24 protein-coding genes and 1 other RNA gene are annotated in these 23,486 nt (G+C 61.7%); 8 read left to right on the top strand and 17 right to left on the bottom strand.

All coding sequences use genetic code 11. The annotated features are described in order from the left end of the window. The first annotated feature begins 67 nt into the window (after positions 1–67). Both ACS5Q8_RS21190 and ffs read left to right on the top strand, forming a co-directional pair. Positions 68–1,237 carry a zinc-binding metallopeptidase family protein gene (locus ACS5Q8_RS21190; protein WP_276194311.1) on the top strand — a complete coding sequence of 390 codons (1,170 nt, stop codon included), beginning with the start codon at positions 68–70 and terminating at the stop codon, positions 1,235–1,237. A 144-nt stretch (positions 1,238–1,381) separates the two neighbouring features. Continuing rightward, positions 1,382–1,478: signal recognition particle sRNA small type (gene ffs, locus ACS5Q8_RS21185), an RNA gene on the top strand. 229 nt (positions 1,479–1,707) lie between these two features. Here the strand turns inward: ffs and ACS5Q8_RS21180 are convergent. Then, on the bottom strand, positions 1,708–2,577 hold the full coding sequence (locus ACS5Q8_RS21180) for a LysR family transcriptional regulator (protein WP_443695212.1): 870 nt from the start codon (positions 2,575–2,577) through the stop codon (positions 1,708–1,710). 102 nt (positions 2,578–2,679) lie between these two features. Between ACS5Q8_RS21180 and ACS5Q8_RS21175 the strand changes: the two genes are divergently transcribed. After that, positions 2,680–3,645, top strand: coding sequence for a DMT family transporter (locus ACS5Q8_RS21175; protein WP_276194310.1), 966 nt, complete (start codon positions 2,680–2,682; stop codon positions 3,643–3,645). Here ACS5Q8_RS21175 and ACS5Q8_RS21170 read toward each other — a convergent pair. Both ACS5Q8_RS21170 and ACS5Q8_RS21165 read right to left on the bottom strand, forming a co-directional pair. Next, positions 3,559–3,930: a VOC family protein gene (locus ACS5Q8_RS21170; RefSeq protein WP_276194309.1), complete on the bottom strand. Its 372-nt coding sequence runs from the start codon at positions 3,928–3,930 to the stop codon at positions 3,559–3,561. The genes ACS5Q8_RS21175 and ACS5Q8_RS21170 overlap by 87 nt on opposite strands. Before the next feature lie 52 nt (positions 3,931–3,982). Then, the gene (locus tag ACS5Q8_RS21165; protein ID WP_276194308.1) at positions 3,983–4,744 is read right to left on the bottom strand and encodes a substrate-binding periplasmic protein; all 762 of its coding nucleotides are present in this window, start codon (positions 4,742–4,744) and stop codon (positions 3,983–3,985) included. Between the two features lie 132 nt (positions 4,745–4,876). Here ACS5Q8_RS21165 and dnaX point away from each other — a divergent pair, with 132 nt between their 5' ends. From dnaX to recR, 4 genes are all read left to right on the top strand, one after another. Next, positions 4,877–6,925, top strand: a complete 2,049-nt coding sequence (dnaX, locus tag ACS5Q8_RS21160) for a DNA polymerase III subunit gamma/tau (protein WP_465159380.1) — start codon at positions 4,877–4,879, stop codon at positions 6,923–6,925. Between the two features lie 42 nt (positions 6,926–6,967). After that, complete coding sequence (locus ACS5Q8_RS21155) at positions 6,968–7,306, top strand: YbaB/EbfC family nucleoid-associated protein (RefSeq protein ID WP_017527493.1); 339 nt, start codon at positions 6,968–6,970, stop codon at positions 7,304–7,306. Between the two features lie 169 nt (positions 7,307–7,475). Continuing rightward, positions 7,476–8,510 carry an NADP-dependent oxidoreductase gene (locus ACS5Q8_RS21150; RefSeq protein WP_276194305.1) on the top strand — a complete coding sequence of 345 codons (1,035 nt, stop codon included), beginning with the start codon at positions 7,476–7,478 and terminating at the stop codon, positions 8,508–8,510. A gap of 66 nt (positions 8,511–8,576) precedes the next feature. Further along, a complete protein-coding gene (recR, locus tag ACS5Q8_RS21145; RefSeq protein ID WP_017845247.1) occupies positions 8,577–9,179 on the top strand; it encodes a recombination mediator RecR in 603 nt (200 codons plus the stop codon). 191 nt (positions 9,180–9,370) lie between these two features. On the opposite strand, the gene ACS5Q8_RS21140 is transcribed toward recR, so the two are convergent. Both ACS5Q8_RS21140 and fnr read right to left on the bottom strand, forming a co-directional pair. Further along, complete coding sequence (locus ACS5Q8_RS21140) at positions 9,371–9,919, bottom strand: adenine phosphoribosyltransferase (protein WP_465159379.1); 549 nt, start codon at positions 9,917–9,919, stop codon at positions 9,371–9,373. A gap of 81 nt (positions 9,920–10,000) precedes the next feature. Beyond that, entirely contained in the window at positions 10,001–10,735 is a 735-nt protein-coding gene (gene fnr / locus ACS5Q8_RS21135; RefSeq protein ID WP_276194304.1) for a fumarate/nitrate reduction transcriptional regulator Fnr, read from the bottom strand. A 152-nt stretch (positions 10,736–10,887) separates the two neighbouring features. Here fnr and ACS5Q8_RS21130 point away from each other — a divergent pair, with 152 nt between their 5' ends. Beyond that, on the top strand, positions 10,888–11,352 hold the full coding sequence (locus ACS5Q8_RS21130) for a hypothetical protein (protein ID WP_276194303.1): 465 nt from the start codon (positions 10,888–10,890) through the stop codon (positions 11,350–11,352). A 6-nt stretch (positions 11,353–11,358) separates the two neighbouring features. Here the strand turns inward: ACS5Q8_RS21130 and hemN are convergent, their stop codons facing one another. The 12 genes from hemN to ACS5Q8_RS21070 form a co-directional block, all read right to left on the bottom strand. Further along, complete coding sequence (gene hemN / locus ACS5Q8_RS21125; RefSeq protein WP_276194302.1) at positions 11,359–12,741, bottom strand: oxygen-independent coproporphyrinogen III oxidase; 1,383 nt, start codon at positions 12,739–12,741, stop codon at positions 11,359–11,361. Between the two features lie 103 nt (positions 12,742–12,844). Beyond that, on the bottom strand, positions 12,845–13,528 hold the full coding sequence (locus ACS5Q8_RS21120; protein WP_276194301.1) for a sulfite exporter TauE/SafE family protein: 684 nt from the start codon (positions 13,526–13,528) through the stop codon (positions 12,845–12,847). Continuing rightward, entirely contained in the window at positions 13,521–13,739 is a 219-nt protein-coding gene (gene ccoS / locus ACS5Q8_RS21115) for a cbb3-type cytochrome oxidase assembly protein CcoS (RefSeq protein ID WP_276194300.1), read from the bottom strand. The genes ACS5Q8_RS21120 and ccoS overlap by 8 nt, the downstream gene beginning before the upstream one ends. A gap of 22 nt (positions 13,740–13,761) precedes the next feature. After that, positions 13,762–16,212: a heavy metal translocating P-type ATPase gene (locus ACS5Q8_RS21110; RefSeq protein WP_276194299.1), complete on the bottom strand. Its 2,451-nt coding sequence runs from the start codon at positions 16,210–16,212 to the stop codon at positions 13,762–13,764. 115 nt (positions 16,213–16,327) lie between these two features. After that, complete coding sequence (locus ACS5Q8_RS21105) at positions 16,328–16,867, bottom strand: FixH family protein (RefSeq protein ID WP_276194298.1); 540 nt, start codon at positions 16,865–16,867, stop codon at positions 16,328–16,330. Between the two features lie 15 nt (positions 16,868–16,882). After that, positions 16,883–18,298 (bottom strand): cytochrome c oxidase accessory protein CcoG, encoded by a 1,416-nt coding sequence (gene ccoG, locus ACS5Q8_RS21100; protein WP_276194296.1) that lies wholly within the window; start codon positions 18,296–18,298, stop codon positions 16,883–16,885. A 335-nt stretch (positions 18,299–18,633) separates the two neighbouring features. Continuing rightward, positions 18,634–19,611, bottom strand: coding sequence for a cytochrome-c oxidase, cbb3-type subunit III (gene ccoP, locus ACS5Q8_RS21095; RefSeq protein WP_276194295.1), 978 nt, complete (start codon positions 19,609–19,611; stop codon positions 18,634–18,636). Further along, a complete protein-coding gene (locus tag ACS5Q8_RS21090) occupies positions 19,608–19,793 on the bottom strand; it encodes a CcoQ/FixQ family Cbb3-type cytochrome c oxidase assembly chaperone (protein ID WP_016775513.1) in 186 nt (61 codons plus the stop codon). Before ACS5Q8_RS21090 ends, ccoP (ACS5Q8_RS21095) begins: the two co-directional genes overlap by 4 nt. Before the next feature lie 6 nt (positions 19,794–19,799). After that, entirely contained in the window at positions 19,800–20,408 is a 609-nt protein-coding gene (gene ccoO / locus ACS5Q8_RS21085; protein ID WP_247401679.1) for a cytochrome-c oxidase, cbb3-type subunit II, read from the bottom strand. Beyond that, entirely contained in the window at positions 20,408–21,850 is a 1,443-nt protein-coding gene (gene ccoN, locus ACS5Q8_RS21080) for a cytochrome-c oxidase, cbb3-type subunit I (RefSeq protein ID WP_276194294.1), read from the bottom strand. Before ccoN ends, ccoO begins: the two co-directional genes overlap by 1 nt. Positions 21,851–22,333: 483 nt before the next feature. After that, a complete protein-coding gene (gene ccoP, locus ACS5Q8_RS21075) occupies positions 22,334–23,281 on the bottom strand; it encodes a cytochrome-c oxidase, cbb3-type subunit III (protein WP_276194293.1) in 948 nt (315 codons plus the stop codon). After that, positions 23,278–23,484 (bottom strand): cbb3-type cytochrome oxidase subunit 3, encoded by a 207-nt coding sequence (locus ACS5Q8_RS21070; protein WP_017845261.1) that lies wholly within the window; start codon positions 23,482–23,484, stop codon positions 23,278–23,280. Before ACS5Q8_RS21070 ends, ccoP (ACS5Q8_RS21075) begins: the two co-directional genes overlap by 4 nt. Positions 23,485–23,486 lie beyond the last annotated feature (2 nt).

The following is a 23,486-nucleotide window of genomic DNA, read 5'->3' as shown; positions in this document are numbered from 1 at the left end:
TTCGAAGAAAGTGGAACGATCCCGAGCGCGAAATGATCTAGTCTTGGTCGCCCCGGGAGAGATCGCTATGTACCGCTTCTTCGAACAACTCAGTTCGCGCATCGCCGCACCGTTCATGGTCGAATCCTCGCGCAACAGCAAGGTCTGGCAGTGTCGGTGTGGCCAGTCGTTGTTCTTTCGCAACAGCCAGTGCCTGGCCTGCGCGGCGCTGCTGGGTTACCACCCGCAACAAAGCCGTCTGTCCTCGCTGCAACCGGGTCCGGTCGCCGACACCTGGCTGCTGGATGACAACCTCGATGCCGGCGCTTTCCGCCGCTGCGCCAACCTCGACAGCCCGGCCGCCTGCAACTGGCTGATTCGCGCCCACAGCACCCGCTCGCTGTGCGTGGCGTGCAGCCTGAACCGCACCATTCCCGACCTGTCGATCCCCGAAAACCCCGAGCGCTGGTGCAAAGTCGAAACCGCCAAGCGCCGGCTGGTGGCGCAACTGATCAGCCTGGGCCTGCACGTCGTGCCCAAAAGCGTCGACGAAGACAACGGCCTGGCCTTCGACTTCGTCGGCATCGACCTGGAAGGCAACGCGCCGACCACCGGCCATGCCAACGGCCTGATCACCCTCGACATCAAGGAAGCCGACGACGCCCACCGCGAAAAAATCCGCGTGCAGATGCGTGAACCGTACCGCACCTTACTTGGCCACTTTCGCCATGAAGTCGGCCACTACTATTGGGATCGGCTGATCGCCAACAGCCACTGGCTTCAACCGTTTCGCAACCTGTTCGGCGACGAACGCGCCAGTTACGCCGACGCTCTCGACCAACACTACCAGAACGGCCCGCGCCCGGACTGGCAACACACCTGCGTCAGCGCCTACGCCACCATGCACCCCTGGGAAGACTGGGCCGAAACCTGGGCGCATTACCTGCACATGATGGACGCCGTCGACACCGCCCTGGGCTTCGGCATGAGCGCCCGCGAGATGGACCTGGATTACCAGCCGTTCCCCCTCGCCAGCCTCTATGACCCCGAACACCCCGGCGGCGCGGCGTTCCTGTCGTTCGTCAACGCCTGGATCGAACTCGCCGGCATGCTCAACGAACTGTCCCGCGCCATGGGCCAGCCGGATTTCTACCCCTTCGTACTGCCACCGGCAGTGATAGCCAAGCTGCACTTCATTCACCTGGTGATCCAGGAAGAGGGCGGCAGGGCGGATGAGGTCCTACAGGCACAGTCATGAACCCGTGTGGCAGGGGGAATGCTGACGGCTATGGCAAGTGCTTGAACCTCTTGATTTTTTAATCCCGCACCAATGGTTGTAACTTCCGATGAGATGGGTACAATGGCGCGGCTTGCCGAGAGGCGAGCGTCGTTATGGTGACCCCATCGGTCCCCCCGCAACGATTACCCGTGAACCTGGTCAGAGCCGGAAGGCAGCAGCCACAGCGGGAACATTGTGTGCCGGGGTGTGGCTGGTGGGGTTGCCTCCATAACGCTCCTCCTTGTAGTACCCCTTCTGTTTCAACCCCCTTTGTCTTCCTTTCAGCCGTCTGCCGGTATTTTATTGCGCAGCCTGATGTGGTCGCGTGCTGGCCTTCAAGGATGGCTGGGCCCAGGTCGAGTTCGTCAATGCTCAGGATCGGTCGTTCACCGGCTGGATCAGCCCGGATCAGTACGCGCGATTGGCCGCCCCGAAAAACTGATGTTTGATCAGTGTTGGCCGAAGGTTTCGCGCAGCAGCCCCGCGAACGCATCCCTGGCCAGATGCCGCTGCGTGTCCTTGTGCCAGAACAGCAGGTTATCCACGGCCGCCAGTTCTTCGAATCGGTACGAGGCCAACTGACTGGTCTGCTCATAGCGCGCCAGAATGCCCTCCGGCGCCAATGCCACGCCAATCCCCGCGCTGACGCAGCCGATGATCGTGCCCCAACTGGCGTAGCTGGCGATGGCCGGCTTGAGGTCGTGGGGTTTGACCCAGTTTTCCAGGGCTGCGCGATAAGGGCAGCCGGGCGGCCAGACCAGTAGGGTGCGTCCTGCCAGGTCCTCGGCGCCGTTGATCGGCGCGCTGGAGGGGCTGGCGATCAGCACCAGGCGTTCGCTGTAGACCACGCTGTGTTCGAGCTTGGCGCGTGTGTTGCCGGCGGCTACCAGCGCCACGTCCAGGCGGTGGTGTTGCAGGTCGTCGAGCAGTTGGCTCCAGGCACCCGTCACCAGTTCCAGGCTGACGTCGGGATAGCGTCGATGGTATTCCGCCAGCAGCGGTGGCAGCCGGCCGCTGGCACTGGACTCCACCGCGCCGATACGCAAGGTGCCTCGCGGGATCGCATTGGCGCCCACCGCTCGTTTGGATTCGTCCACCAGTGCCAGGATGCGCTCGCAGTAATCGAGGAAGATTTCACCGGCGGCACTGATCGCCAGCCCGCGTCCGGCACGGATGAACAACGGCGTGCCCAATTCGCTTTCCAGCTGTTTGATGCGCGTGGTGATGTTCGACGGCACGCAATGCAATTGCAGCGCGGCCTGGGCCACGCTGCCGGTTTGCGCCACGGCTCGCACCATCTTCAGTTGGGCCATTTCCATCGCTCAGTTCCACTGATTTCAGAAGTCAGAAACGCTTAATTGTCCTGCCGCATGACCCGGCCAAGACTGGCGGCACTCCTTTTCTGTTTCTGGATGCCATCGATGAATGCCCCGTCACCCGCAAAGCTTACGCTAGTCATCGCCAGCGTGATCCTCTGTTGGGCCTATTCGCCGATTGGCGTACACATGGGGCTGCACAGTTATAACCCCGGCCAGTTGGCGTTGGTGCGGTTTCTGGTCGCATCGGTGTTCATGGGCGGCGTGGCGCTGGTGCAGGGCATCAGCCAGCCGCGCCTGCGGGATGTGCCATGGTTGCTGGTGCTGGGATTTTTCGGGGTGTTCCTGCATCACACCTGCCTCAACTACGGGCAGCAATGGGTGACAGCGGCGGCATCCAGTGTATTGGCGCAGTCGGCGCCACTGTTCAGTGTACTGATTGCGTTTTTTGGCTTGAAGGAGCGGATCAGCGCCTGGCGCTGGAGCTGCGTAGTGCTGGGGTTGCTCGGCGTGCTGGTGGTGATCTGGGGTGAGCAGGGTGTGGGTGACATCGATCCACGTGGTCTGTTGATCCTGTTGGCGGCGGTGTCGTGGAGCGTGTATTTCGCCATCCAGAAGCACTATGCCCACCGCTACAGCCCGTTGACCCTGGCGTGCTACATGGTGTGGTCGGGCACCCTGATGCTCTGCGTGAACCTGCCCGGCCTGCCCGCCGCCGTGGCGCAGGCGCCCTGGCCGGAAAACCTGGCGGTGCTGGTCCTGGGCATTTTCCCCAGCGCCCTGGCGTACCTTGCCTGGGCCTACGTGTTGAAGCATGTCGAGGTCAGCCGTGCATCGGTGGCGATGTACTTGGTTCCCCCGGTGGCCATGGCGATGGCGGCGACACTGCTGGGCGAGCACCTTGCCGGGCAGGTGATGCTCGGCGCGGTGATCGTGCTCGCCAGCGTGGCGGCCATCAGCCTGGAAGGACGCTGGCGGCGCTGCTCAGTCGCTCATGCAGAACGCCCGCAACCGATGGCCGTCGAGATCCTGGGCGACAAAGGTGTAGCCAAAGTCCACGACGGTCGGTGACTGAATGATCGTGGCGCCACGTTCCAGCCATTGGTCGTGCAGGGTATCCACGGCCGCCTGGTCGGGCAGGGCGAAACCCACTTCGCCGCCGCCGCCCGTGGCTTGGGCCGCCGGTTGCACGGTGTGGCGCGACCACAGGCCCAGCTTTACACCATTATTGAGAATGAACAGGGCAAAGGTAGGGTTCAACTCAACCGGTGCTTTGTCCAGCAGGCGGCTGTAGAAGTTGGCGCTGGTGGCGGGGCTGTCGACATACAGCAGGAAGTAATGGGCAACGGTGTTCATTGGGGCTCCTTGAGAACGGGGGTGGTTGAGCCCAGTCTATAAGGTGGCCCTGTCAGTTCTTGTCAGGAGCGTGCAAGGGCACTGCGTTTTCGCCGGTGTACAGCTTGATGATGTCGTCGATTTCGCCTGACATTTTCATCTGCAGCAGGGTGCGCAGGATTTGTTGCACCGGCAGGTCCGGGTCGTTGCGCACAACGCAGCCCAGGCTTTGCTCCTCGAGCATGGCAACTTTGTGCAGTCGCTGATCCATCGGCAGGTTCTGGTTGAAGCGGTCGACGATCCATTCATTGGCCACCGCATACTTGAAGCGCCCGGCCACCAGTTTGTGCAGCACCTGCTCTTCGCTGCGGGCGTCGTCGCGCCTCAATTGGCCGTTGGCGAACAGCGGGTCGAGTGTGGAGTAGCGGTAATTGAGCACTGTTCCGATCGACTGCGGCGCCAGCTGGGTCACTTGCACCGGATGGCTGTGAGCGCTGACCAATACGTTGCGCTGGACCAGCAGCGGGAGGCTCCAGATGTAGTCGTCAGACAAATTGTTGAGCCAGGCCTGGGCGACATAACAGCGCACATCGATGTCGCCATGGGCCATCGCGCTGGCAATGCGTGCCCTGGACAGTACGTGGAACTCGACCGGGCGGCCGACCTGGGTGGCCAGGCTCAACATCAGGTCATACAAAATGCCCTGGGTGGGTCGGCCGTCCTCCACTTGCACCATGGGCATCGCCCAACTGTCGGAAACAGAGAAACGCAACGGTGCGGGCGCCGCCAGGCTGGCCGTGGTGATCATCCATAAAGCGCCCAGGACTACGCGCATACACTCTCCGGGTTCAGGCCTTTTCATGGCCAATCTGGCAATCTTAGTCAGATTAGGCAAGCGTGCCGGATGCAATTTCCCCCTTGCTCCGCTAGCATTACCGGCTCCGCTTCTCAGTTGCGACGGTTTTCGATGAGTTATCAGGTTCTTGCACGTAAATGGCGCCCGCGCTCGTTCCGCGAAATGGTCGGCCAGACCCATGTGCTCAAGGCTCTGATCAATGCCTTGGACAGCCAACGGCTACACCACGCCTACCTGTTTACCGGTACTCGCGGTGTCGGCAAGACAACCATTGCCCGAATCATTGCCAAATGCCTGAACTGCGAAACGGGTATCACCTCGACGCCCTGCGGTACCTGCTCGGTGTGCCGCGAGATCGACGAAGGGCGTTTCGTCGACCTGATCGAGATCGACGCCGCGAGCCGCACCAAGGTCGAAGACACTCGCGAGCTGCTCGATAACGTGCAGTACGCGCCGAGCCGCGGCCGCTTCAAGGTCTACCTGATCGACGAAGTCCACATGCTCTCCAGCCACTCGTTCAACGCCTTGTTGAAAACTCTGGAAGAGCCGCCGCCCTACGTCAAATTCATCCTGGCCACCACCGATCCGCAGAAACTCCCTGCAACGATTTTGTCGCGGTGCCTGCAGTTCTCCCTTAAAAACATGACCCCGGAGCGCGTGGTCGAGCACTTGACCCACGTGCTGGGTGTCGAGAACGTGCCGTTTGAAGACGACGCACTGTGGCTGCTCGGCCGCGCTGCCGATGGTTCGATGCGTGATGCCATGAGCCTCACCGACCAGGCTATCGCCTTTGGTGAAGGCAAGGTCATGGCCGCCGATGTGCGAGCGATGCTTGGCACTCTCGACCACGGTCAGGTGTTCGACGTGTTGCACGCGTTGATCGAAGGCGACGCCAAGGCGTTGCTCGAAGCTGTGCGCCACTTGTCGGAGCAAGGTCCGGACTGGAACGGCGTGCTCTCGGAAATCCTCAACGTGCTGCACCGCGTCGCCATCGCCCAGGCCCTGCCGGAGGGTGTCGACAACGGCCACGGCGACCGCGACCGCGTGTTGGCGCTGGCCCAGGCGTTGCGGGCCGAAGACGTGCAGTTCTACTACCAGATGGGCCTGATCGGTCGCAGGGATTTGCCCCTGGCGCCGGACCCACGCGGCGGCTTCGAAATGGTCCTGCTGCGCATGCTGGCCTTCCGGCCCGCCGACTCGACAGACGCGCCGAGACAGCCGCTAAAGCCAGTGGGGATCAGCCAGGCCACAGTTGATTCCGCCAAACCCGTGGCTGGCGCGGCGGTGGTCGCGCCAGTGGTTGCTGCACCTGCACCTGCGCCGGTTGCGCCGGTGCCTGAGCCTGAGCCTGTGGTTGTCGCGCCTGTGGTCGCGCCTGAACCGGTGGTCGAGCCAGCCCCGGCCCCGGTGGTCGACTTGCCCTGGAATGCCCCGGTGGAGGCTGAGCCCGCCGTGGAACCCATGCTGGAAACCGCCGGCGAGCAGCCCGAGCTAACGCCGATGCCCACACCGACCCCGGACAGCGTGGTGCCGGACGCGCCGGAGTGGGTCAGCGCGCCCGCCCCCGAGCCGACTGTCGCCCAGGTGGACGCCGCAACGCACGGCATCGACCTCGACGACGAACCGCCGCTGGACGAAGACTACATCGAGCCGGACATCGATTCGGCCTACAGCTACCTGGACGAACTGGCCAGTGAGCACGCTGCCGAGCCTGCCCCCGAACCCGAAGCGGAACCCGCTGCGGCGCCAGCCACCGGCCTGGCCCTGCAATGGCTGGAGTTGTTCCCGAAACTGCCGATTTCCGGCATGACCGGTAGCATCGCAGCCAACTGCACCCTGATCGCCATCGATGGCGACCACTGGGTGCTGCACCTGGACCCGGCCCACAGCGCCCTGTTCAATACGACCCAGCAGCGCCGGCTCAACGATGCCCTCAACCAGTACCACGAGCGCACGCTGACCATCGCCATCGAGTTGATCAAGCCCGAGCAGGAAACCCCAGCCCAGGCCGCGACCCGCCGGCGCCTCAATCGCCAGCGCGAGGCCGAGGAGTCGATCCACGGTGACCCGCTCATCCAGCAATTGATGCAACAGTTCGGTGCGGTCGTCCGTCACGATACTATTGAACCTGTCGAAGCCCCGGTGCCCCAGGCGTCATAACCCGGGCTACTTATTGATCCACGTACTTTTGAGGTGATTCCCATGATGAAAGGTGGCATGGCCGGCCTGATGAAGCAGGCGCAGCAGATGCAGGAAAAAATGGCCAAGATGCAGGAAGAGCTGGCCAACGCCGAAGTCACCGGTAAAGCCGGTGGCGATATGGTCAGCGTGGTGATGACCGGTCGTCACGACATCAAGCGCGTGAGCATCGACCCGAGCCTGCTCGAAGGCGTCAGTGATGACGACCGTGAAGTGCTGGAAGATCTGTTCGCTGCGGCCGTCAATGACGCTGTGCGCAAGATCGAAGCCAACAGCCAGGACAAAATGTCCGGCGTGACCGCTGGCATGCAACTGCCTCCGGGCATGAAACTGCCGTTCTGATCGGCCAGCCTTAGCTAGACTGAAATGCCAGGCATCGCGCCTGGCATTTTTTTTGGCTGTTCACCCCTCTGCATTTGCTACCGGGCGGCAACTATGACGAACCTCGGCGCCTTGGCCAGTGTCTGCACTTAATGCCATTGAATTCGCTCATCGATAAAGGAGTCCCTCGATGCCTCAAGCACCGATTCTTAACCAGCGCATTGTTCTCGTCTCGCGCCCTCAAGGCGCGCCAACCCCGGAAAACTTCCGCCTCGAACGCGTGACGCTGCCGGAACTGGCAGACGGCCAAGTCTTGTTGAAGACGCTGTACCTGTCCCTCGACCCCTACATGCGTGGGCGCATGAGTGATGCTCCGTCCTACGCCGCTCCGGTAGAAATCGACGAAGTGATGACGGGTGGCGCTGTCAGCCGTATCGAGCAGTCGCGCAACCCGAAATTCGAAGTGGGCGACCTGGTGGTCGGCTCCACTGGCTGGCAAAGCCACAGCGTTTGCGACGGTCGCAACCTGATACCGGTGCCCAACGGCCTGGCCAGTCCGTCGATGGCATTGGGTGTGCTGGGCATGCCGGGCATGACCGCCTACATGGGCCTGATGGATATCGGCCAGCCCAAAGCCGGGGAAACCCTGGTGGTGGCGGCAGCGTCCGGTGCGGTGGGCTCGGTGGTGGGCCAGGTGGCCAAGCTCAAGGGCCTGCGCGTGGTGGGGGTTGCGGGCGGGGCCGACAAGTGCCGTTACGTGGTGGATGAACTGGGCTTTGATGCCTGCATTGACCACAAAAGCGAGCACTTCGCCGATGAATTGGCCCATGCCTGTTTCAAGGGCGTGGATATCTACTTTGAAAGCGTCGGTGGCAAGGTGTTCGATGCCGTGGTGCCGCTGCTCAACCCCAAGGCGCGGATTCCGCTGTGCGGGCTGATCGCCGGTTATAACGCCGATGAAGCGCCGAGCGGCCCTGATCGACTGCCGGCGCTGCAACGCACCTTGTTGACCAAGCGCGTGCGTATCCAGGGCTTTATCGTGTTCGATGACTACGGCGATCGCCAGCCGGAATTCCTCAGCGCCATGGCGCCGTGGGTACGTGACGGCAAGATCAAGTTCCGCGAAGACGTGGTCGATGGCCTGGAGCAGGCGCCTGAAGCGTTTATCGGTTTGCTCGAAGGACGCAACTTCGGCAAGTTGGTGGTACGCGTCGCGCAGGATTGAGCATTTGACGCTAATCCGGGGCGCGGGTATAAACCGCGTCTCGTTGTTTTGTCGGACCTTTCGCCCATGAGCTTCAGCCCCCTGATTCGCCAACTGATCGACGCCCTGCGTACCTTACCCGGCGTCGGCCAGAAAACCGCCCAGCGCATGGCGCTGCAACTGCTGGAGCGTGATCGCAGCGGCGGTACCCGGTTGGCCCAGGCCTTGAGCCAGGCCATGGAAGGCGTTGGCCACTGTCGCCAGTGCCGCACCCTCACCGAAGAAGAACTCTGCCCGCAATGCGCCGACCCTCGCCGCGATGACACGCTGTTGTGCGTGGTGGAAGGACCGATGGACGTGTACGCGGTGGAGCAGACCGGTTATCGCGGGCGCTACTTCGTGCTCAAAGGCCATCTGTCGCCGTTGGACGGTCTGGGCCCCGAGGCCATCGGCATTCCGCAACTGGTGGCGCGGATTGAAGCGCAGGGCACCTTTACCGAGGTGATTCTGGCCACCAACCCGACCGTGGAAGGTGAAGCGACCGCCCATTACATTGCCCAACTGCTGAGCAACAAAGGCCTGGTCACCTCACGTATCGCCCACGGCGTGCCGCTGGGTGGCGAGCTGGAATTGGTGGACGGCGGCACCCTGGCACACTCGTTCGCAGGGCGTAAACCGATCGCCCTCTAAGCCACGCCGCAGGACAAGTTGTGGGAGGGGGATTGCTCCCGATAGCGGTGCTTCAGTCACCTTTGCATTGGCTGATATGCCGCCATCGGGAGCAAGCCCCCTCCCACATTGGTTTTGTGTTGTCGGTGATATACGTGCCTGGTTTGATGGGCAAGCAAGTTGTCCATCGAGGGCGCCAGTTCAGACAACCCTCAGCGCTCGCTCAACGCAAACTGCGTCAGGCAAAACGTTGGAATCTCCATATCTTCCAGGCGTTGCGAGCCACCCAGCTCCGGCAGGTCGATAATCGCCGCCGCTTCAAAAACCTTCGCGCCCATGCGCCGCACCAGGTTCGCCGCAGCGATCAGCGTGCCGCCGGTGGCGATCAGGTCATCGAAGATCAGCACCGAGTCGCCCTCACACAGGCTGTCGGCATGCACTTCGAGGAAGGCTTCGCCGTATTCGGTCTGGTAACCCTCGGCCAGCACGTCGGCCGGCAGCTTGCCTTGCTTGCGGAACAGGATCAGCGGTTTGTTCAATTGGTAGGCGATGATCGAGCCGATCAGGAAACCCCGGGCATCCATCGCACCAATGTGGCTGAAATCGGCTTCGACATAGCGGTGGACAAAGGTGTCGGCCACCAGGCGCAGGGCCTTGGGCGACTGGAACAGCGGCGTGATGTCGCGAAAGGTCACCCCAGGCTTGGGGAAGTCGATGACAGGGCGGATCAGGGATTTGATGTCGAACGAATCGAAGGTCATCGTCGAAGAGTCCTGGGGCGGAAAACGGACTCGAAGTATACCTTGCGGCCTTGCCGATTGGCGCGGCCGCAAATGTCTGGATCAGCCCTCCAGGGAGCCGCCCGCCAACGCACACAGTTGGATCGGGTCGAGGATATGCACTTCCTTGCCTTCGGCGGCAAGCAGCTCGTTCTGCTGGAAACGGGTAAACACCCGGGACACGGTTTCTACCGCCAGGCCCAGGTAATTGCCGATTTCATTGCGCGACATGCTCAGGCGGAACTGGTTGGCCGAGAAACCACGGGCACGGAATCGCGCTGACAGGTTGACCAGGAAGGTGGCGATACGCTCGTCGGCGGTTTTCTTCGACAGCAGCAGCATCATTTGCTGGTCGTCACGAATCTCGCGGCTCATGACGCGCATCAGTTGGCGGCGCAGTTGCGGCAATTGCAGGGCCAGTTCGTCCAGGCGCTCGAAAGGAATTTCGCATACCGATGTGGTTTCCAGGGCCTGGGCCGACACCGGATGAATCTCGGTGTCCATTCCCGACAGTCCGACCAGCTCGCTCGGCAGGTGGAAGCCGGTGATCTGCTCTTCGCCGCTGTCGCTCAGGCTGAATGTCTTCAATGCACCCGAACGTACTGCATAGACGGAATCGAACTTGTCGCCCTGGCGAAACAGAAACTCGCCTTTTTTCAGCGGGCGCCCGCGTTTAACGATTTCGTCCAGCGCATCCATGTCTTCCAGATTCAATGAAAGTGGTAAGCAGAGGGGTGCCAGGCTGCAATCCTTGCAATGGGCCTGGCTGTTAGCGCGCAGCTTAACGGGCTCGGACATTTCTTAAATCCTTGTGGGAAAACACACATAAGACGTAAGGGTAACGCACTGTGGGTAGAAGAGGCCAGCATGGACGAAAAACCAATGGGTATGAAGATTTTCCAGCAGCGGCCGATGCATTGCTGTCGAACAGAAACTCAGTGGTTTACAAAATGCTTTCTTTTACTACGAATTTGGTTTCTCGCACCCTGATACAGGTGCAGCCTGAAACCAAACAGGTTAATGCCGCAAACGAAATTGCTGCGGCGTCGGCTACCGATGAGGTCAAACCGGCGGTTTCCGTCACTATTTCCGGCGCTGCAATGAAAGCTTCGGCAACCGAAAAAAACGCCAACAGTGACATTGACGACAGCGGCCTGGCAGACAACGTCAAGAATTTGCTGAAGATGCTTCGTAATATCAAGAAGCAAATTGCCGAGAAGCAGGCAGAGATGGCTGCAGTGATGGCTGATAAGCGCCTCAGCCCTGAACAAGCACGCGCCAAGCTTTCCGGCTTGCAAGCTGCTTTGGGCGGGCTGCAAGCCAGCATGACCAGCGCTCAGGCTTCCCTGGCCAAAGTGATGAAGGGCATGGGTGCCAGCGATGCGATGACCACCGCCAGCCTGGCGATGAAGTAGGCGCGCTCAGATCACCCGCGAAAACCGCTGCCTGTTCTGATGCTCAAGATAGGCATCGAACACCATGCACACCGAGCGCACCAGCAGCCGCCCGGCGGGTAGAACGCAAATGCCTTGTGCGTTCAGTTCGATCAAGCCGTCTTCGGCCATCGTTTCAAGTTGTGGCCAGATGTCGTCGAAGTAGCCGCGAAAATCGATATTGAACGCCTGTTCGATCTGCTCGAAGGTCAGGCTGAAATTGCAGATCAATTGCTGAATCACTTCCCGCCGCAACCGATCATCGGTGGTGCAGATCAGGCCGCGGTTGGTCGCCAGTTGCGCATCGGCCAGGGCGTGCTGGTAGCTATTGATGTCGCTGGTGTTCTGGCAATACAGATCGCCGATTTGGCTGATGGCCGAGACCCCAAGCCCGATCAGGTCGCAATGACCGTGAGTGGTATAGCCCTGGAAGTTGCGTTGCAGGGTGCCTTCTTCCTGGGCGATGGCCAATTCGTCATCCGGTAGCGCGAAGTGGTCCATGCCGATATAGCGGTAGCCAGCGTTGGTCAGTTGTTCGATGGTGGTTTGCAGCATCAGCAGTTTTGCCTCCGGGGACGGCAGTTCATCGGCGTTGATCCGCCGCTGAGGCATGAAACGTTCCGGCAAGTGCGCATAGTTGAACACTGACAGGCGATCCGGTTGCAGCTTGATCACCTCTTCTATGGTGCGCGCGAAGTTGATCGGTGTTTGCTTGGGCAGGCCGTAGATCAGGTCGATATTGATCGAGCGGTACTGCAGGGTGCGCGCCGCATCGATGACGGCGCGGGTCTCTTCCAGGCTTTGCAGGCGGTTGACCGCCCGTTGCACTTCGGGGTCGAGGTCTTGCAGGCCGATACTGACGCGGTTGAAGCCCAACTCGCGCAGCAGCCCCATGGTTGCCCAGTCGGCTTCGCGCGGGTCGATCTCGATGCTGTAGTCGCCGGAATCATCATCGAGCAGGTTGAAATGCTTACGCAGGGAGGTCATCACCTGGCGCAGTTCGTCATGGCTGAGAAAGGTCGGGGTGCCGCCGCCGAAATGCAGCTGTTCCACGGTTTGTTTCGGGTCGAGGTGGCAGGCGATCAGTTGGATCTCCTGTTCCAGGCGCTGCAGGTAGGGTTGGGCGCGGCCGCGGTCCTTGGTGATGACTTTGTTGCAGGCACAGTAATAGCAAATGTTTGCGCAGAACGGCACGTGCACATACAGCGACAACGGTCGTGCAGCCTTGCGGCTGTCGCGCAGGGCGTGGAGCAGGTCGAACGAGCCAACCTCGCTTTCAAATTGCACAGCGGTGGGGTAGGACGTGTAGCGCGGTCCGGCCAAGTCGTAGCGGTGAATCAGATTGGTGTCCCAACGAATGGCGTCGAGCATGCGGGCGTTCCCCCGGATAGACTAATGGGTCGAGTCTAGGGGCGTGGCGGATAGCGCATCTTGATTTGCGTCAACGGGGAGCGGCGCTATGCCACACGGCCTTTTAGTGGCCCATTAGCCAGTGCTGATGGGGCCCGGGCAAGGTCCAAATCCCGAACAGCATCACCAGCACGCCGCCGGCCGTGCGCACACTGCGCTTGCGCAATAGTGCCGTGACGCGTTCGGCTGCCAGTCCGGTCGCCAGCAGCACTGGCCAAGTACCTAGCCCGAACGCCAGCATCAGCACCGCACTGTCCAGTGCATTGCCTTGGCTGGCGGCCCACAGCAGGGTGCTGTAGACCAACCCGCACGGCAACCAGCCCCACAGCGCGCCCAACAGCAGGGCGCGGGGCAGGCTGGATACCGGCAGTAAACGGTTGGCGAACGGCTGGATGTGCCGCCACAGGCCGCGGCCGAGGCTTTCGATGCGGGTGAGGCCGCTCCACCAGCCGGCCAGGTACAGGCCCATGCTGATCAGCAGCAGGCCGGCCAGCACGCGCATGAACATCGCCGCCGGGCTGTTGGCCACGGCCCAGCCGGCCAGGCCGATCAGCAGGCCGGCGGTGGCATAGCTGAGGATGCGTCCCAGGTTGTACGCGAGCAGCAGGCGGAACCTGCGGCTGCGTTGCTCCTTGGGGATCGCCAGGGTCAGCGCGCCCATCAGGCCGCCGCACATGCCCAGGCAATGGCCGCCCCCCAGCAGGCCAAGGATCAGCGCGGAGACCAGCAGCGGCGCCAAATCAAGCATGGGGCGGATCTTTGGGGGCGGCGGGGGGCTCGGGGCTTTTGGCCTTGTCGATGGCGGCCAGGTGGTTGGGGTCCTGATCGTCGAACAGCACGCTGTGGGCCGGACCATCGAGGTCGTCGTACTGGCCGCTGTCCACTGCCCAAAAGAAGATATAGATGGCGATGGCCACAATCAGCAGCGCCGCTGGAATCATTATGTATAAAGCTGGCATCTGCACTCCATGCCCGTGCGGCTCATACCGGCAGCGGACGGGTTACTGAGGGGGCGCCGACGGCCGGCGCGCTCGGCAGGCGAGTCAGGCGCAGGGCGTTGAGCACCACGGTCAACGAACTGAGGGACATGCCGACCGCCGCCCAGATCGGTGTGATCCAACCGAGGGCCGCAAACGGCAGCATAAGGCCATTGTACAGTCCGGCCCACAGCAGATTCTCCGTGATGACCCGACGGGTGCGGCGCGCCAGGGTAAACGCTTGTACCAGGGCGTCCAGGCGGTTGGACAGCAACACCGCATCCGCGCTGGTTTTTGCCAGGTCGGTGGCCGAGCCCATGGCCACGCTGATATCGGCAGCCGCCAGCACCGGCACATCGTTCACCCCGTCGCCGAGCATCAGCACTTTGCGCCCTTCTTTATGCAATTGTTGCAGCACTCGCAGCTTGTCATCGGGGCGCAGGCCGCCGTGGGCTTCGTCGATGCCCAGTTCGGCGGCGACGCTTTCGACCATCGGCGAACTGTCGCCCGACAGCAGCAGTGTGCGCCAGCCGCGCGCCTTGCAGGCCGCGAGCAGGGCGGGGGCGTCGCTGCGCAGGCGGTCATCCAGGACGAACCAGGCGAGGGCGCCGTCACGGTCGCCCAACAGCAGCCATTGCCCGGCTTCATCCGGCGCGGCAGGGATCGGGCAACTGCTGAGTTCGCACGCATAGCCTGGCTGGCCGATGCGCAGTTGGCGCTCGCCCACCCAGCCTTCCAGACCGAGTCCGGGGGCGCTGAGCACTTCGTCGGCGGCCAGGGGCGCTCGGCCGAAGGCGCGGGCGATCGGGTGTTCGGAGCGATTTTCCAGGGCGGCGGCGAGGCCCAGGCACTGGTCGCTGTTCAACGCGCCCAGGGGGCGGATCGCACGCAGCGCCAGGCGCCCCTCGGTGAGGGTGCCGGTCTTGTCGAAAATCACCGTGTCGATCTGGTTCAGGCCTTCCAGCACATGGCCACGGGTCAGCAGCAGACCGAGTTTGTGCAGGGTGCCGGTGGCGGCGGTCAGGGCGGTCGGCGTGGCCAGCGACAGCGCGCACGGGCAGGTCGCCACGAGCATTGCCAGTACGATCCAGAACGCCCGCGATGCGTCCAACTGCCACCACAACAGGCCGATCAGCACGGCAGCGATCAGCGAGCACAGCAGGAACCACTGCGCGGCGCGATCGGCGATTTGCGCCAGGCGCGGTTTTTCCGCCTGGGCCCGCTCCAGCAGGCGCACGATGGCGGACAGGCGCGTGTCATGGCCCAAGGCGCGGACTTCGACGGTCAGCGCGCCTTCGACGTTGAGGGTGCCGGCCGTTACCGCATCGCCGACTTGACGCGGTTGCGGCAGGTATTCGCCGGTGAGCAGGGATTCATCGATGCTGGACTGGCCGTCGAGGATCACCCCATCTGCCGGCAGCACTGCGCCGGGATGAACCAGCACGCGGTCGCCCAGGGCTAGTTCGGGGAGCAGGATGCGTTCGCTCTGACCTTCAGCATTCAAGCGCAGGCACGAGGCCGGCAGCAGGTTGACCAACTGCGCGGTCGCGGCGGCTGTGCGTTCGCGGGCACGCCGCTCCAGGTAGCGGCCGGTCAGCAGGAACAGCGCGAACATGCCCACCGCGTCGAAATACAGTTCACCCACGCCGGTGATCGCGGTCCAGATCCCTGCGAGGTAAGCCCCGCCAATGGCCAGGGATACCGAGACGTCCATGGTCAGGTGGCGGGTGCGCAGGTCGCGCATGGCGCCCTTGAAAAACGGCGCACAGCTGTAGAACACAATGGGCGTGGTCAGAAACATCGCGACCCAACGCAGGATGACATGCAGCTCCGAGCTCAGGTCGATATTGAATTCCGGCCAGGTGGCCATGGTTGCCATCATCGCCTGGAACCACAGCAAGCCGGCAACGCCGAGTTGGCGCAAGGCCAGGCGGTTTTCGCCGGCCAATTGCTCGGCGGCGCGGTCTGCCTGATAGGGGTGGGCGGCGTAGCCGATATGGCGCAGCTCACTGAGCAGTTGGCTCAACGGCAGTTGTCCGTCGGCCCAGCGCACTTGCAGGCGATGGTTGGACAGGTTCAGGCGCGCCTCGGCCACGGCGGGCAGGCTGCGCAGGTGTTTTTCGATCAGCCAGCCGCAGGCGGCGCAACTGATGCCTTCCATCAGCAGCGTAGCTTCGGCCAGTTCGCCGTCGTGGCGCACGAAGGGTTTTTGCACATCGGCGCGGTCATACAGCGCCAATTCGTCCACCAGTTGCACCGGCAGCGCCTCGGGGTTGGCCGAGGCTTCGCTGCGGTGCTGGTAATAGCTTTCCAACCCGCCCGCCACGATTGCTTCGGCCACTGCCTGGCAGCCCGGGCAGCAGAGTTCGCGGCGCTCGCCGAGGATCACGGCGGTGAAGCGGCTACCGGGTGGAACGGGCAGGGCGCAGTGGTAGCAGGGGGTTGGGGTGGTCATGGCGTTAGATCTTTGGTGGCGGGTAGGGCCTCATCGCGGGCAAGCCCGCTCCCACAGTGGATTGCGGTGTCCATGTGGGAGCGGGCTTGCCCGCGATGTGTGAAGCGCAGCCTGTTTACTTCTTCAGGTCTTCAGCACCCTGCAGCGGTTCATCCCCCAGCAGCAAGTCCTTGTCGTGGCTGATCTGTTCTTCTTCGAACAAGCGCCAGGTCCTGTCGCCTTCCACGCCGAGCAGTTCGACGAAGCGCCGGCCTTCGACCTTGTCGGTGACCTGGCCGATGTAGCGACCGGGTTCGCTGTCGCTGCGGGCCAGGTTGATCTTGCGGTCTTTCTCCGGCTGGGTCGGCGAAATCAGGTTCAGTTCCAGGCTGGCCGGGTTGCTGTAGCCAGTAAGGTGCAGTTCGACTTCGCCGGTCAACTCGTCCAGACGAACCTTGGCACGTAGCTGCAGGGTCTGGGCCAGGCGTTCGCGGTCCAGGGAGCGATTGATGCCTTTGCCTGCCTCGTAATAGTTGTCGTTGACCAGGTTGTCCGGGTTGTTCACTGCAATGGTCACCATGGACAAGGTCAAGGTCACTGAGCAGGCCAGGATTGCGATGATGATCCAGGGCCAGAGGTGCTTGTACCAGGGACTTGCGGCAGTGGCTACGGGCATTGTTCTGCTCTCTCGTTAACGAACTTGTGGGCCGATGAATCGGCTCTTGGCTTCAATATGAACGTTGGTGTCATCGGCATCCTTGAGGATAAACACCACCTCGTTGGTGCTCGACGGCAGTTGTTCCGGCGCGCTCGACAGTTCTACCGGCATGCTGACGATGTCGCCGGCAGCCACTTTGATTTCACGGCGGCCTTGCAGCTTGAGGTCCGGCAGGCCGGCAGCGTCAAGCACGTAAGTGTGGTCGCGCTGATCCTTGTTCATGATCTTCAGGCTGTAGACGTTTTCGATCCGCCCTTCGGCGTTTTCGCGGTACAGCACGCGGTCTTTGCTGACGTCGAAACCCACCAGCGGACGCAGGAAGAATGCTGTGGCCAACAGGCTCATCATTGCCAGCAACACCAGCGCATAGCCGATCAGGCGCGGACGCAGCTTGTGGGTTTTCTGCCCTGACAGGTTGTGTTCGGTGGTGTAGCTGATCAGGCCGCGCGGGTAGTCCATCTTGTCCATGATGTTGTCGCACGCGTCGATGCACGCGGCACAGCCGATGCACTCGATTTGCAGGCCATCGCGGATGTCGATGCCGGTCGGGCACACCTGTACGCACATCGTGCACTCGATGCAATCGCCCAGGCCTTGGGCCTTATAGTCGCTGCCTTTTTTGCGCGGGCCACGGACTTCGCCGCGGCGCGGGTCGTAGGAGACGATCAGGGTGTCCTTGTCGAACATCACGCTTTGGAAGCGCGCGTAGGGGCACATGTAGATGCACACCTGTTCGCGTAGCCAGCCGGCGTTGCCGTAGGTGGCGAGGGTGAAGAAGCCGACCCAGAAATACGACCAGCCATCGGCTTGGCCAGTGAAGAAGTCAAACACCAGTTCGCGGATCGGTGAGAAGTAACCGACGAAGGTCATGCCGGTGACAAAGCCGATCAGCAGCCACAGCGTGTGCTTGCTGAATTTGCGCAGGAACTTGTTAGCCCCCATCGGCGCCTTGTCCAGCTTGATGCGCTGGTTACGGTCGCCTTCGGTGACTTTTTCGCACCACATGAAGATCCACGTCCACACGCTTTGCGGGCAGGTATACCCGCACCAGATGCGTCCGGCGTACACCGTGATAAAGAACAGGCCAAAGGCCGCGACGATCAGGATGCCCGAGAGGAGGATGAAGTCCTGGGGCCAGAAGGTTGCACCGAAGATAAAGAACTTACGTTCCGGCAGGTTCCACCATACGGCCTGGTGGCCACCCCAGTTCAGCCACACCGTGCCGAAATAGAGCAGGAACAGACCGGCACCGCCAAGCATGCGCAGGTTGCGGAACAGGCCCGTGAAGGCGCGGGTGTAGATTTTCTCTCGCGACGCGTAGAGGTCGACACCGTTGTTGGCGTTTTTGGCAGGTGGAGTAACGTCTTGTACCGGTATTTGGTTGCTCATCATTGCATCCCACGGCGGTGGAGATTTGCCTCGGCCAGTACGTGCCAGTCGGGGTCAAATGAAGGGTCTTGCAGTGGCGTAATGATACGCCCCCGATCACGCGCAAAGGGTGCGACCTTTGGTCGCGTTGGGGGAAATCAATTGATGGTGTAGGTGACGTGGATCAATTGACTTGTGAAGTATGGACGGTTTTTGCGGGCTCAGTCTTCAAAACACTGACGATCCAATGTGGGAGCAAGCCCCCTCCCACATTGAATCTTCGGTGTTTTCAGGCAACTGCAACAAAAAAGGCCCATCACTTTTCAATGAACGGGCCTTTTTGTTGCTGCTTCGTCTTACTGCTCTTGAGCCTTCTTATCCCCATGGGACAAGCTGTAAACATACGCGGCCAGCAAATGCACCTTGTCGTTCCCTTGCAGTTGCTCCTGCGCAGGCATCTGGCCCTGGCGGCCGTAGCGGATGGTCTGCTGCAGTTGGGCGAAACTTGAACCGTAGATGAACGCACCCGGGTGAGTCAGGTCAGGTGCGCCCATGGCAGGCGTGCCTTTACCGGCCGGGCCGTGGCAGGCCACGCAGTTGGTGGCGAAGAGTTTCCCGCCGTTGGCCACGTCGGCCTTGGCGCCTTCCGGCAGTTTGCGGCCGTCCAGGTTGGTCACCACGAAGCCCGCCACGTCGGCCACGCCTTGTTCGCCGATGACTTCGGCCCAGGCCGGCATCACCGCGTGGCGGCCTTTCATGATGGTTTCCTTGATGGTCGCGGGCTCGCCGCCCCAGCGCCAGTCGGCGTCGGTCAGGTTAGGGAAGCCGTAGGCACCCTTGGCGTCGGAACCGTGGCACACCGAGCAGTTAGAGGCAAACAGACGGCCCCCCATCTTCAGCGCTTGCGGGTCTTTGGCGACGTCTTCAATCGGCATCGCGGCGAATTTGGCGAAGATCGGCCCGAACTTGGCGTCCGACTTGGCCATTTCCTTTTCCCACTCATGCACGCCGGTCCAGCCGGTCTGGCCGTTGGCGAAGGCGGTCTGCTTGTCGTTGTCGAGGTAGTTGTAGCCCGGTAGCAGGCCTTTCCAATTGCCCAGGCCGGGGTACAGCACCAGGTAGCCCAGGGCGAAGACGATGGTGCCGACGAACAGCATGAACCACCATTTCGGCAGTGGGTTGTCGTACTCCTCGATACCGTCGAACGAGTGGCCGACGGTCTCGTCCGTTTGCTCGGCGCGCTGGCCCTTGCGGGTCGACAGCAGCAGCCAGGTCAGGGCGAAAATGGTACCCAGACTGAGGACTGTGACGTACAGACTCCAGAACGTAGTCATTCTTTGTTACTCCTAGAAGCTTGCTCGACGTGCTTGATGGCTTCGGGGTCATCCGCAAAGGGCAGCATGGTTGCGTCGTCAAACTCCGACTTGCGCTTGGGGCTGAATACCCACAAGGCCAGGCCGATAAAGGCCACCATCACCACAACGGTGCCCAGGCCACGAATCATCCCGATATCCATGAAGAATCACCGTTTGCTTTTGATGATGGTGCCAAGGCCTTGTAGGTAGGCCACCAATGCGTCCATTTCGGTCTTGCCCTTCACGGCTGCGGATGCACCGGCGATGTCTTCGTCGGTGTAGGGCACGCCCAGGGTGCGCAAGACTTCCATTTTCTTCGCGGTGTCCTTGCCGTCGAGCTTGTTTTCCACGAGGAACGGGTACGCCGGCATTTTCGATTCCGGCACGACGTTGCGCGGGTTGTACAAGTGCGCGCGTTGCCAGTCATCGGAGTAACGGCCGCCGACACGGGCCAGGTCCGGCCCGGTGCGCTTGGAGCCCCACAGGAACGGGTGGTCCCACACGCTTTCACCGGCTACTGAGTAGTGGCCATAACGTTCGGTTTCGGCGCGGAACGGGCGGATCATCTGCGAGTGGCAGCCGACACAACCGTTGGCGATGTAGATGTCGCGGCCTTCCAGTTCAAGCGCGGTGCGCGGCTTCATGCCTTCGACCGGCTTGTTGGTCACGTCCTGGAAGAACAGCGGAACGATCTGGGTCAGGCCGCCGATACTCACGGCGATAACCATGAAGAAGGCCAGCAGGCCGATATTCTTCTCGATTACTTCATGCTTCATCAGTGGGCTCCCACAACGGCGATCTTGGCGGCGGCTTCGGCTTCTGCAGGGTCGGAGGCACGCACGGTGCGCCAGACGTTGTAGGCCATGAACAGCATGCCGGAGGCAAAGAACGCGCCGCCTATGGCTCGGACGATGTAGCCCGGGTGGCTGGCTTGCAGCGCTTCGACGAAGGAGTAGGTGAGGGTGCCGTCATCGTTGATCGCACGCCACATCAGGCCTTGGGTGATGCCGTTGACCCACATCGAGGCGATGTAGAGCACGGTGCCGATGGTGGCCAGCCAGAAGTGCGTGTTGATCAACACGACGCTGTGCATCTGCGCACGCCCGAAGATTTTCGGGATCATGTGGTACAGCGCGCCGATGGAGATCATCGCTACCCAGCCGAGTGCGCCGGCGTGTACGTGGCCGATGGTCCAGTCGGTGTAGTGGGACAGGGAGTTGACGGTCTTGATCGCCATCATCGGCCCTTCGAAGGTCGACATGCCGTAGAACGCCAGGGACACGACCAGGAAGCGCAGGATCGGGTCGGTGCGCAGCTTATGCCAGGCGCCCGACAGGGTCATCATGCCGTTGATCATGCCGCCCCAACTCGGGGCCAGCAGGATGATCGACATCGCCATGCCCAACGACTGTGCCCAGTCCGGCAGTGCGGTGTAGTGCAAGTGGTGCGGGCCGGCCCAGATGTACAGGGTGATCAACGCCCAGAAGTGCACGATGGACAGGCGATAAGAGTAGATGGGGCGTTCGGCCTGTTTCGGCACGAAGTAGTACATCATCCCCAGGAAACCGGTGGTGAGGAAGAACCCTACAGCGTTGTGGCCGTACCACCACTGGATCATCGCATCCGTCGCCCCGGCGTAGGCCGAATAGGACTTGAACAGGCTGACCGGCAACGACGCATGGTTGACGATGTGCAGCATCGCCGTCACCAGGATGAAGGCACCGTAGAACCAGTTACCCACATAGATGTGCTTGGTCTTGCGCTTGGTGATGGTGCCGAAGAACACCACCGCGTAGGTCACCCACACAATCGCGAGCAAAATGGCGATGGGCCATTCCAGCTCGGCGTATTCCTTGGTGGTGGTGTAGCCCAGCGGCAACGAGATGCCGGCCCCCACGATCACCGCTTGCCATCCCCAGAAGGTGAAGGCGGCGAGGCCGTCGGAGATCAGTCGCGTCTGGCAGGTTCGCTGCACGACATAGTAAGAGGTGGCAAACAGTGCACATCCGCCGAAGGCGAAAATCACCAGGTTAGTGTGCAGCGGGCGTAGGCGGCCGAAGGTCGTCCATGGCAAGCCGAAATTCAATTCCGGCCAAACCAGTTGCGAGGCGATGAAGACCCCGAGCCCCATGCCAAGGATCCCCCAGACCACCGTCATGATGGCGAACTGGCGGACTACCTTATAGTTATAAGCAGTCGGACTGATTGCTGTGCTCATTCTAAGGTTCCACGGTTTAGGTTTTTTTATAGGTAAAAATCGGTCGCAAGTATGTAGAAACCGAGGTGCCATTGCAACGCAAGGGTGACCTGTGTCAATACGTTCCACGCCAGATTCTGCGCCCTTTCCATGTTTGATGTAAGGACAAAATCCGAAATCAAAAGCTGATCGATCGGACAGGAATTTTTTCGGGGCACGCCGGCGGATGACTGGCTGTGTGTCAACACGCGGCGCAGGTGATGAGTGGTCAGTAGCACGACAGCCGGTCACTGCCTGCCTTTGCGCGTGTCATCCCTGCAGAAGCGTTCAACCCATTGAGTGCAAGTCGACCGTCGACCGGTCCGTACCGATCCACTGTGCAGACAAGCGTAGACCCGAATGGCAGGAGGGGAAAGCAGTGCTTTGGAAGGGTGCGACACTTGGTCGCGTAGAAGGGTAGAGCTACCGCCCCTGGATCAGGGGCGGCAGTTCAGGGGTGAAGCGTTACTGTGCCTGGCGTTGCGGCGTTGCGCCGTCAGCGTTGTGGGACAGGCTGTAAACATAAGCGGCCAGCAGGTGAACCTTGTCATTGCCTTGCAGCACTTCCTGCGCCGGCATCTGGCCTTGGCGGCCGTGGCGAATGGTTTGCTGCAACTGCGCCAGGCTGGTGCCGTAGATAAAGCCGCTTGGCTCGGTCAGGTTCGGCGCGCCCATGGCTTCGGTGCCGTGGCCTTGCGGACCGTGGCAGGCCACGCAAGTGGTGTTGAACGTGGCTTGGCCGGCGACCAGGTCGGCGCCGCTGTCGGCTGGCAGTGGCAGCTTGGCCAGGTCGTGACGCACATAGGCCGCGACGTTTTTCACACCGTCCTCGCCCAGTACTTCGCCCCAGGCCGGCATCGCCGCATGGCGACCGCCCATGATGGTGGTCTTGATCGCGTCGGCGGAACCGCCCCAGCGCCAGATATTGTCCGCCAGGTTCGGGAAGCCATACGCGCCCTTGGCATCCGAGCCGTGGCACACCGCGCAGTTGGAGGCAAACAGGCGACCGCCCATTTTCAGCGCTTGCGGGTCTTTGGCGACTTCTTCCACCGGCATGGCCGAGAATTTGGCGAAGATCGGCCCGAACTTGGCGTCGGCCTTGGCCATTTCCTTGTCCCATTCCTTGGCCGAGGTCCAGCCGCCTTCATAGCCCGGCAGTACGCCTTTCCAGTTGCCCAGGCCCGGGTAGAGGATCAAGTAGCCGACGGCAAATACCAGCGTGCCGGCGAACAGCATGAACCACCACTGGGGCAGCGGGTTGTCGTATTCCTCAATGCCATCGAAGGCGTGGCCCATGGTCTGGTCGACACTGCCCTTGGTCTCGCCCTTGCGGGTGCCGAACAACAGCCAGGTCAGGCCGATCAGGCTGCCGAGGGTCAGTACGCAGATCCATGTACTCCAGAAGGTAGTCATGGCCGATTGCTCCTTGTTGCAGGCGCTTCTTGAGCGTCGGATGGGGTGGCGGTGGGTTCGTCGGCAAACGGCAGCAGGCGTGCCTGCTCGAATTCCGCATTGCGTCGGTTGTTGAATACCCACAGCGAGAGGCCGATAAAGGCGATGGCGACGACTAGTGTGCCGAGGCCGCGGATGGTGCCCGCATCGAATTCAAATCCCATGG

The organism is Pseudomonas sp. PAMC25584, from assembly GCF_058135675.1.
This window is presented reverse-complemented; position numbering and strand designations above follow the sequence as displayed.

Excerpts from the sequence above, each read along its gene's own strand:
- ACS5Q8_RS21190 (WP_276194311.1), top strand. The coding sequence starts at position 68 with ATGTACCGCTTCTTCGAACAACTCAGTTCGCGCATCGCCGCACCGTTC.
- ACS5Q8_RS21180 (WP_443695212.1), bottom strand. The coding sequence starts at position 2,577 with ATGGAAATGGCCCAACTGAAGATGGTGCGAGCCGTGGCGCAAACCGGC.
- ACS5Q8_RS21175 (WP_276194310.1), top strand. The coding sequence starts at position 2,680 with ATGAATGCCCCGTCACCCGCAAAGCTTACGCTAGTCATCGCCAGCGTG.
- ACS5Q8_RS21170 (WP_276194309.1), bottom strand. The coding sequence starts at position 3,930 with ATGAACACCGTTGCCCATTACTTCCTGCTGTATGTCGACAGCCCCGCC.
- ACS5Q8_RS21165 (WP_276194308.1), bottom strand. The coding sequence starts at position 4,744 with ATGCGCGTAGTCCTGGGCGCTTTATGGATGATCACCACGGCCAGCCTG.
- dnaX (WP_465159380.1), top strand. The coding sequence starts at position 4,877 with ATGAGTTATCAGGTTCTTGCACGTAAATGGCGCCCGCGCTCGTTCCGC.
- ACS5Q8_RS21155 (WP_017527493.1), top strand. The coding sequence starts at position 6,968 with ATGATGAAAGGTGGCATGGCCGGCCTGATGAAGCAGGCGCAGCAGATG.
- ACS5Q8_RS21150 (WP_276194305.1), top strand. The coding sequence starts at position 7,476 with ATGCCTCAAGCACCGATTCTTAACCAGCGCATTGTTCTCGTCTCGCGC.
- recR (WP_017845247.1), top strand. The coding sequence starts at position 8,577 with ATGAGCTTCAGCCCCCTGATTCGCCAACTGATCGACGCCCTGCGTACC.
- ACS5Q8_RS21140 (WP_465159379.1), bottom strand. The coding sequence starts at position 9,919 with ATGACCTTCGATTCGTTCGACATCAAATCCCTGATCCGCCCTGTCATC.
- fnr (WP_276194304.1), bottom strand. The coding sequence starts at position 10,735 with ATGTCCGAGCCCGTTAAGCTGCGCGCTAACAGCCAGGCCCATTGCAAG.
- ACS5Q8_RS21130 (WP_276194303.1), top strand. The coding sequence starts at position 10,888 with ATGCTTTCTTTTACTACGAATTTGGTTTCTCGCACCCTGATACAGGTG.
- hemN (WP_276194302.1), bottom strand. The coding sequence starts at position 12,741 with ATGCTCGACGCCATTCGTTGGGACACCAATCTGATTCACCGCTACGAC.
- ACS5Q8_RS21120 (WP_276194301.1), bottom strand. The coding sequence starts at position 13,528 with ATGCTTGATTTGGCGCCGCTGCTGGTCTCCGCGCTGATCCTTGGCCTG.
- ccoS (WP_276194300.1), bottom strand. The coding sequence starts at position 13,739 with ATGCCAGCTTTATACATAATGATTCCAGCGGCGCTGCTGATTGTGGCC.
- ACS5Q8_RS21110 (WP_276194299.1), bottom strand. The coding sequence starts at position 16,212 with ATGACCACCCCAACCCCCTGCTACCACTGCGCCCTGCCCGTTCCACCC.
- ACS5Q8_RS21105 (WP_276194298.1), bottom strand. The coding sequence starts at position 16,867 with ATGCCCGTAGCCACTGCCGCAAGTCCCTGGTACAAGCACCTCTGGCCC.
- ccoG (WP_276194296.1), bottom strand. The coding sequence starts at position 18,298 with ATGAGCAACCAAATACCGGTACAAGACGTTACTCCACCTGCCAAAAAC.
- ccoP (WP_276194295.1), bottom strand. The coding sequence starts at position 19,611 with ATGACTACGTTCTGGAGTCTGTACGTCACAGTCCTCAGTCTGGGTACC.
- ACS5Q8_RS21090 (WP_016775513.1), bottom strand. The coding sequence starts at position 19,793 with ATGGATATCGGGATGATTCGTGGCCTGGGCACCGTTGTGGTGATGGTG.
- ccoO (WP_247401679.1), bottom strand. The coding sequence starts at position 20,408 with ATGAAGCATGAAGTAATCGAGAAGAATATCGGCCTGCTGGCCTTCTTC.
- ccoN (WP_276194294.1), bottom strand. The coding sequence starts at position 21,850 with ATGAGCACAGCAATCAGTCCGACTGCTTATAACTATAAGGTAGTCCGC.
- ccoP (WP_276194293.1), bottom strand. The coding sequence starts at position 23,281 with ATGACTACCTTCTGGAGTACATGGATCTGCGTACTGACCCTCGGCAGC.
- ACS5Q8_RS21070 (WP_017845261.1), bottom strand. The coding sequence starts at position 23,484 with ATGGGATTTGAATTCGATGCGGGCACCATCCGCGGCCTCGGCACACTA.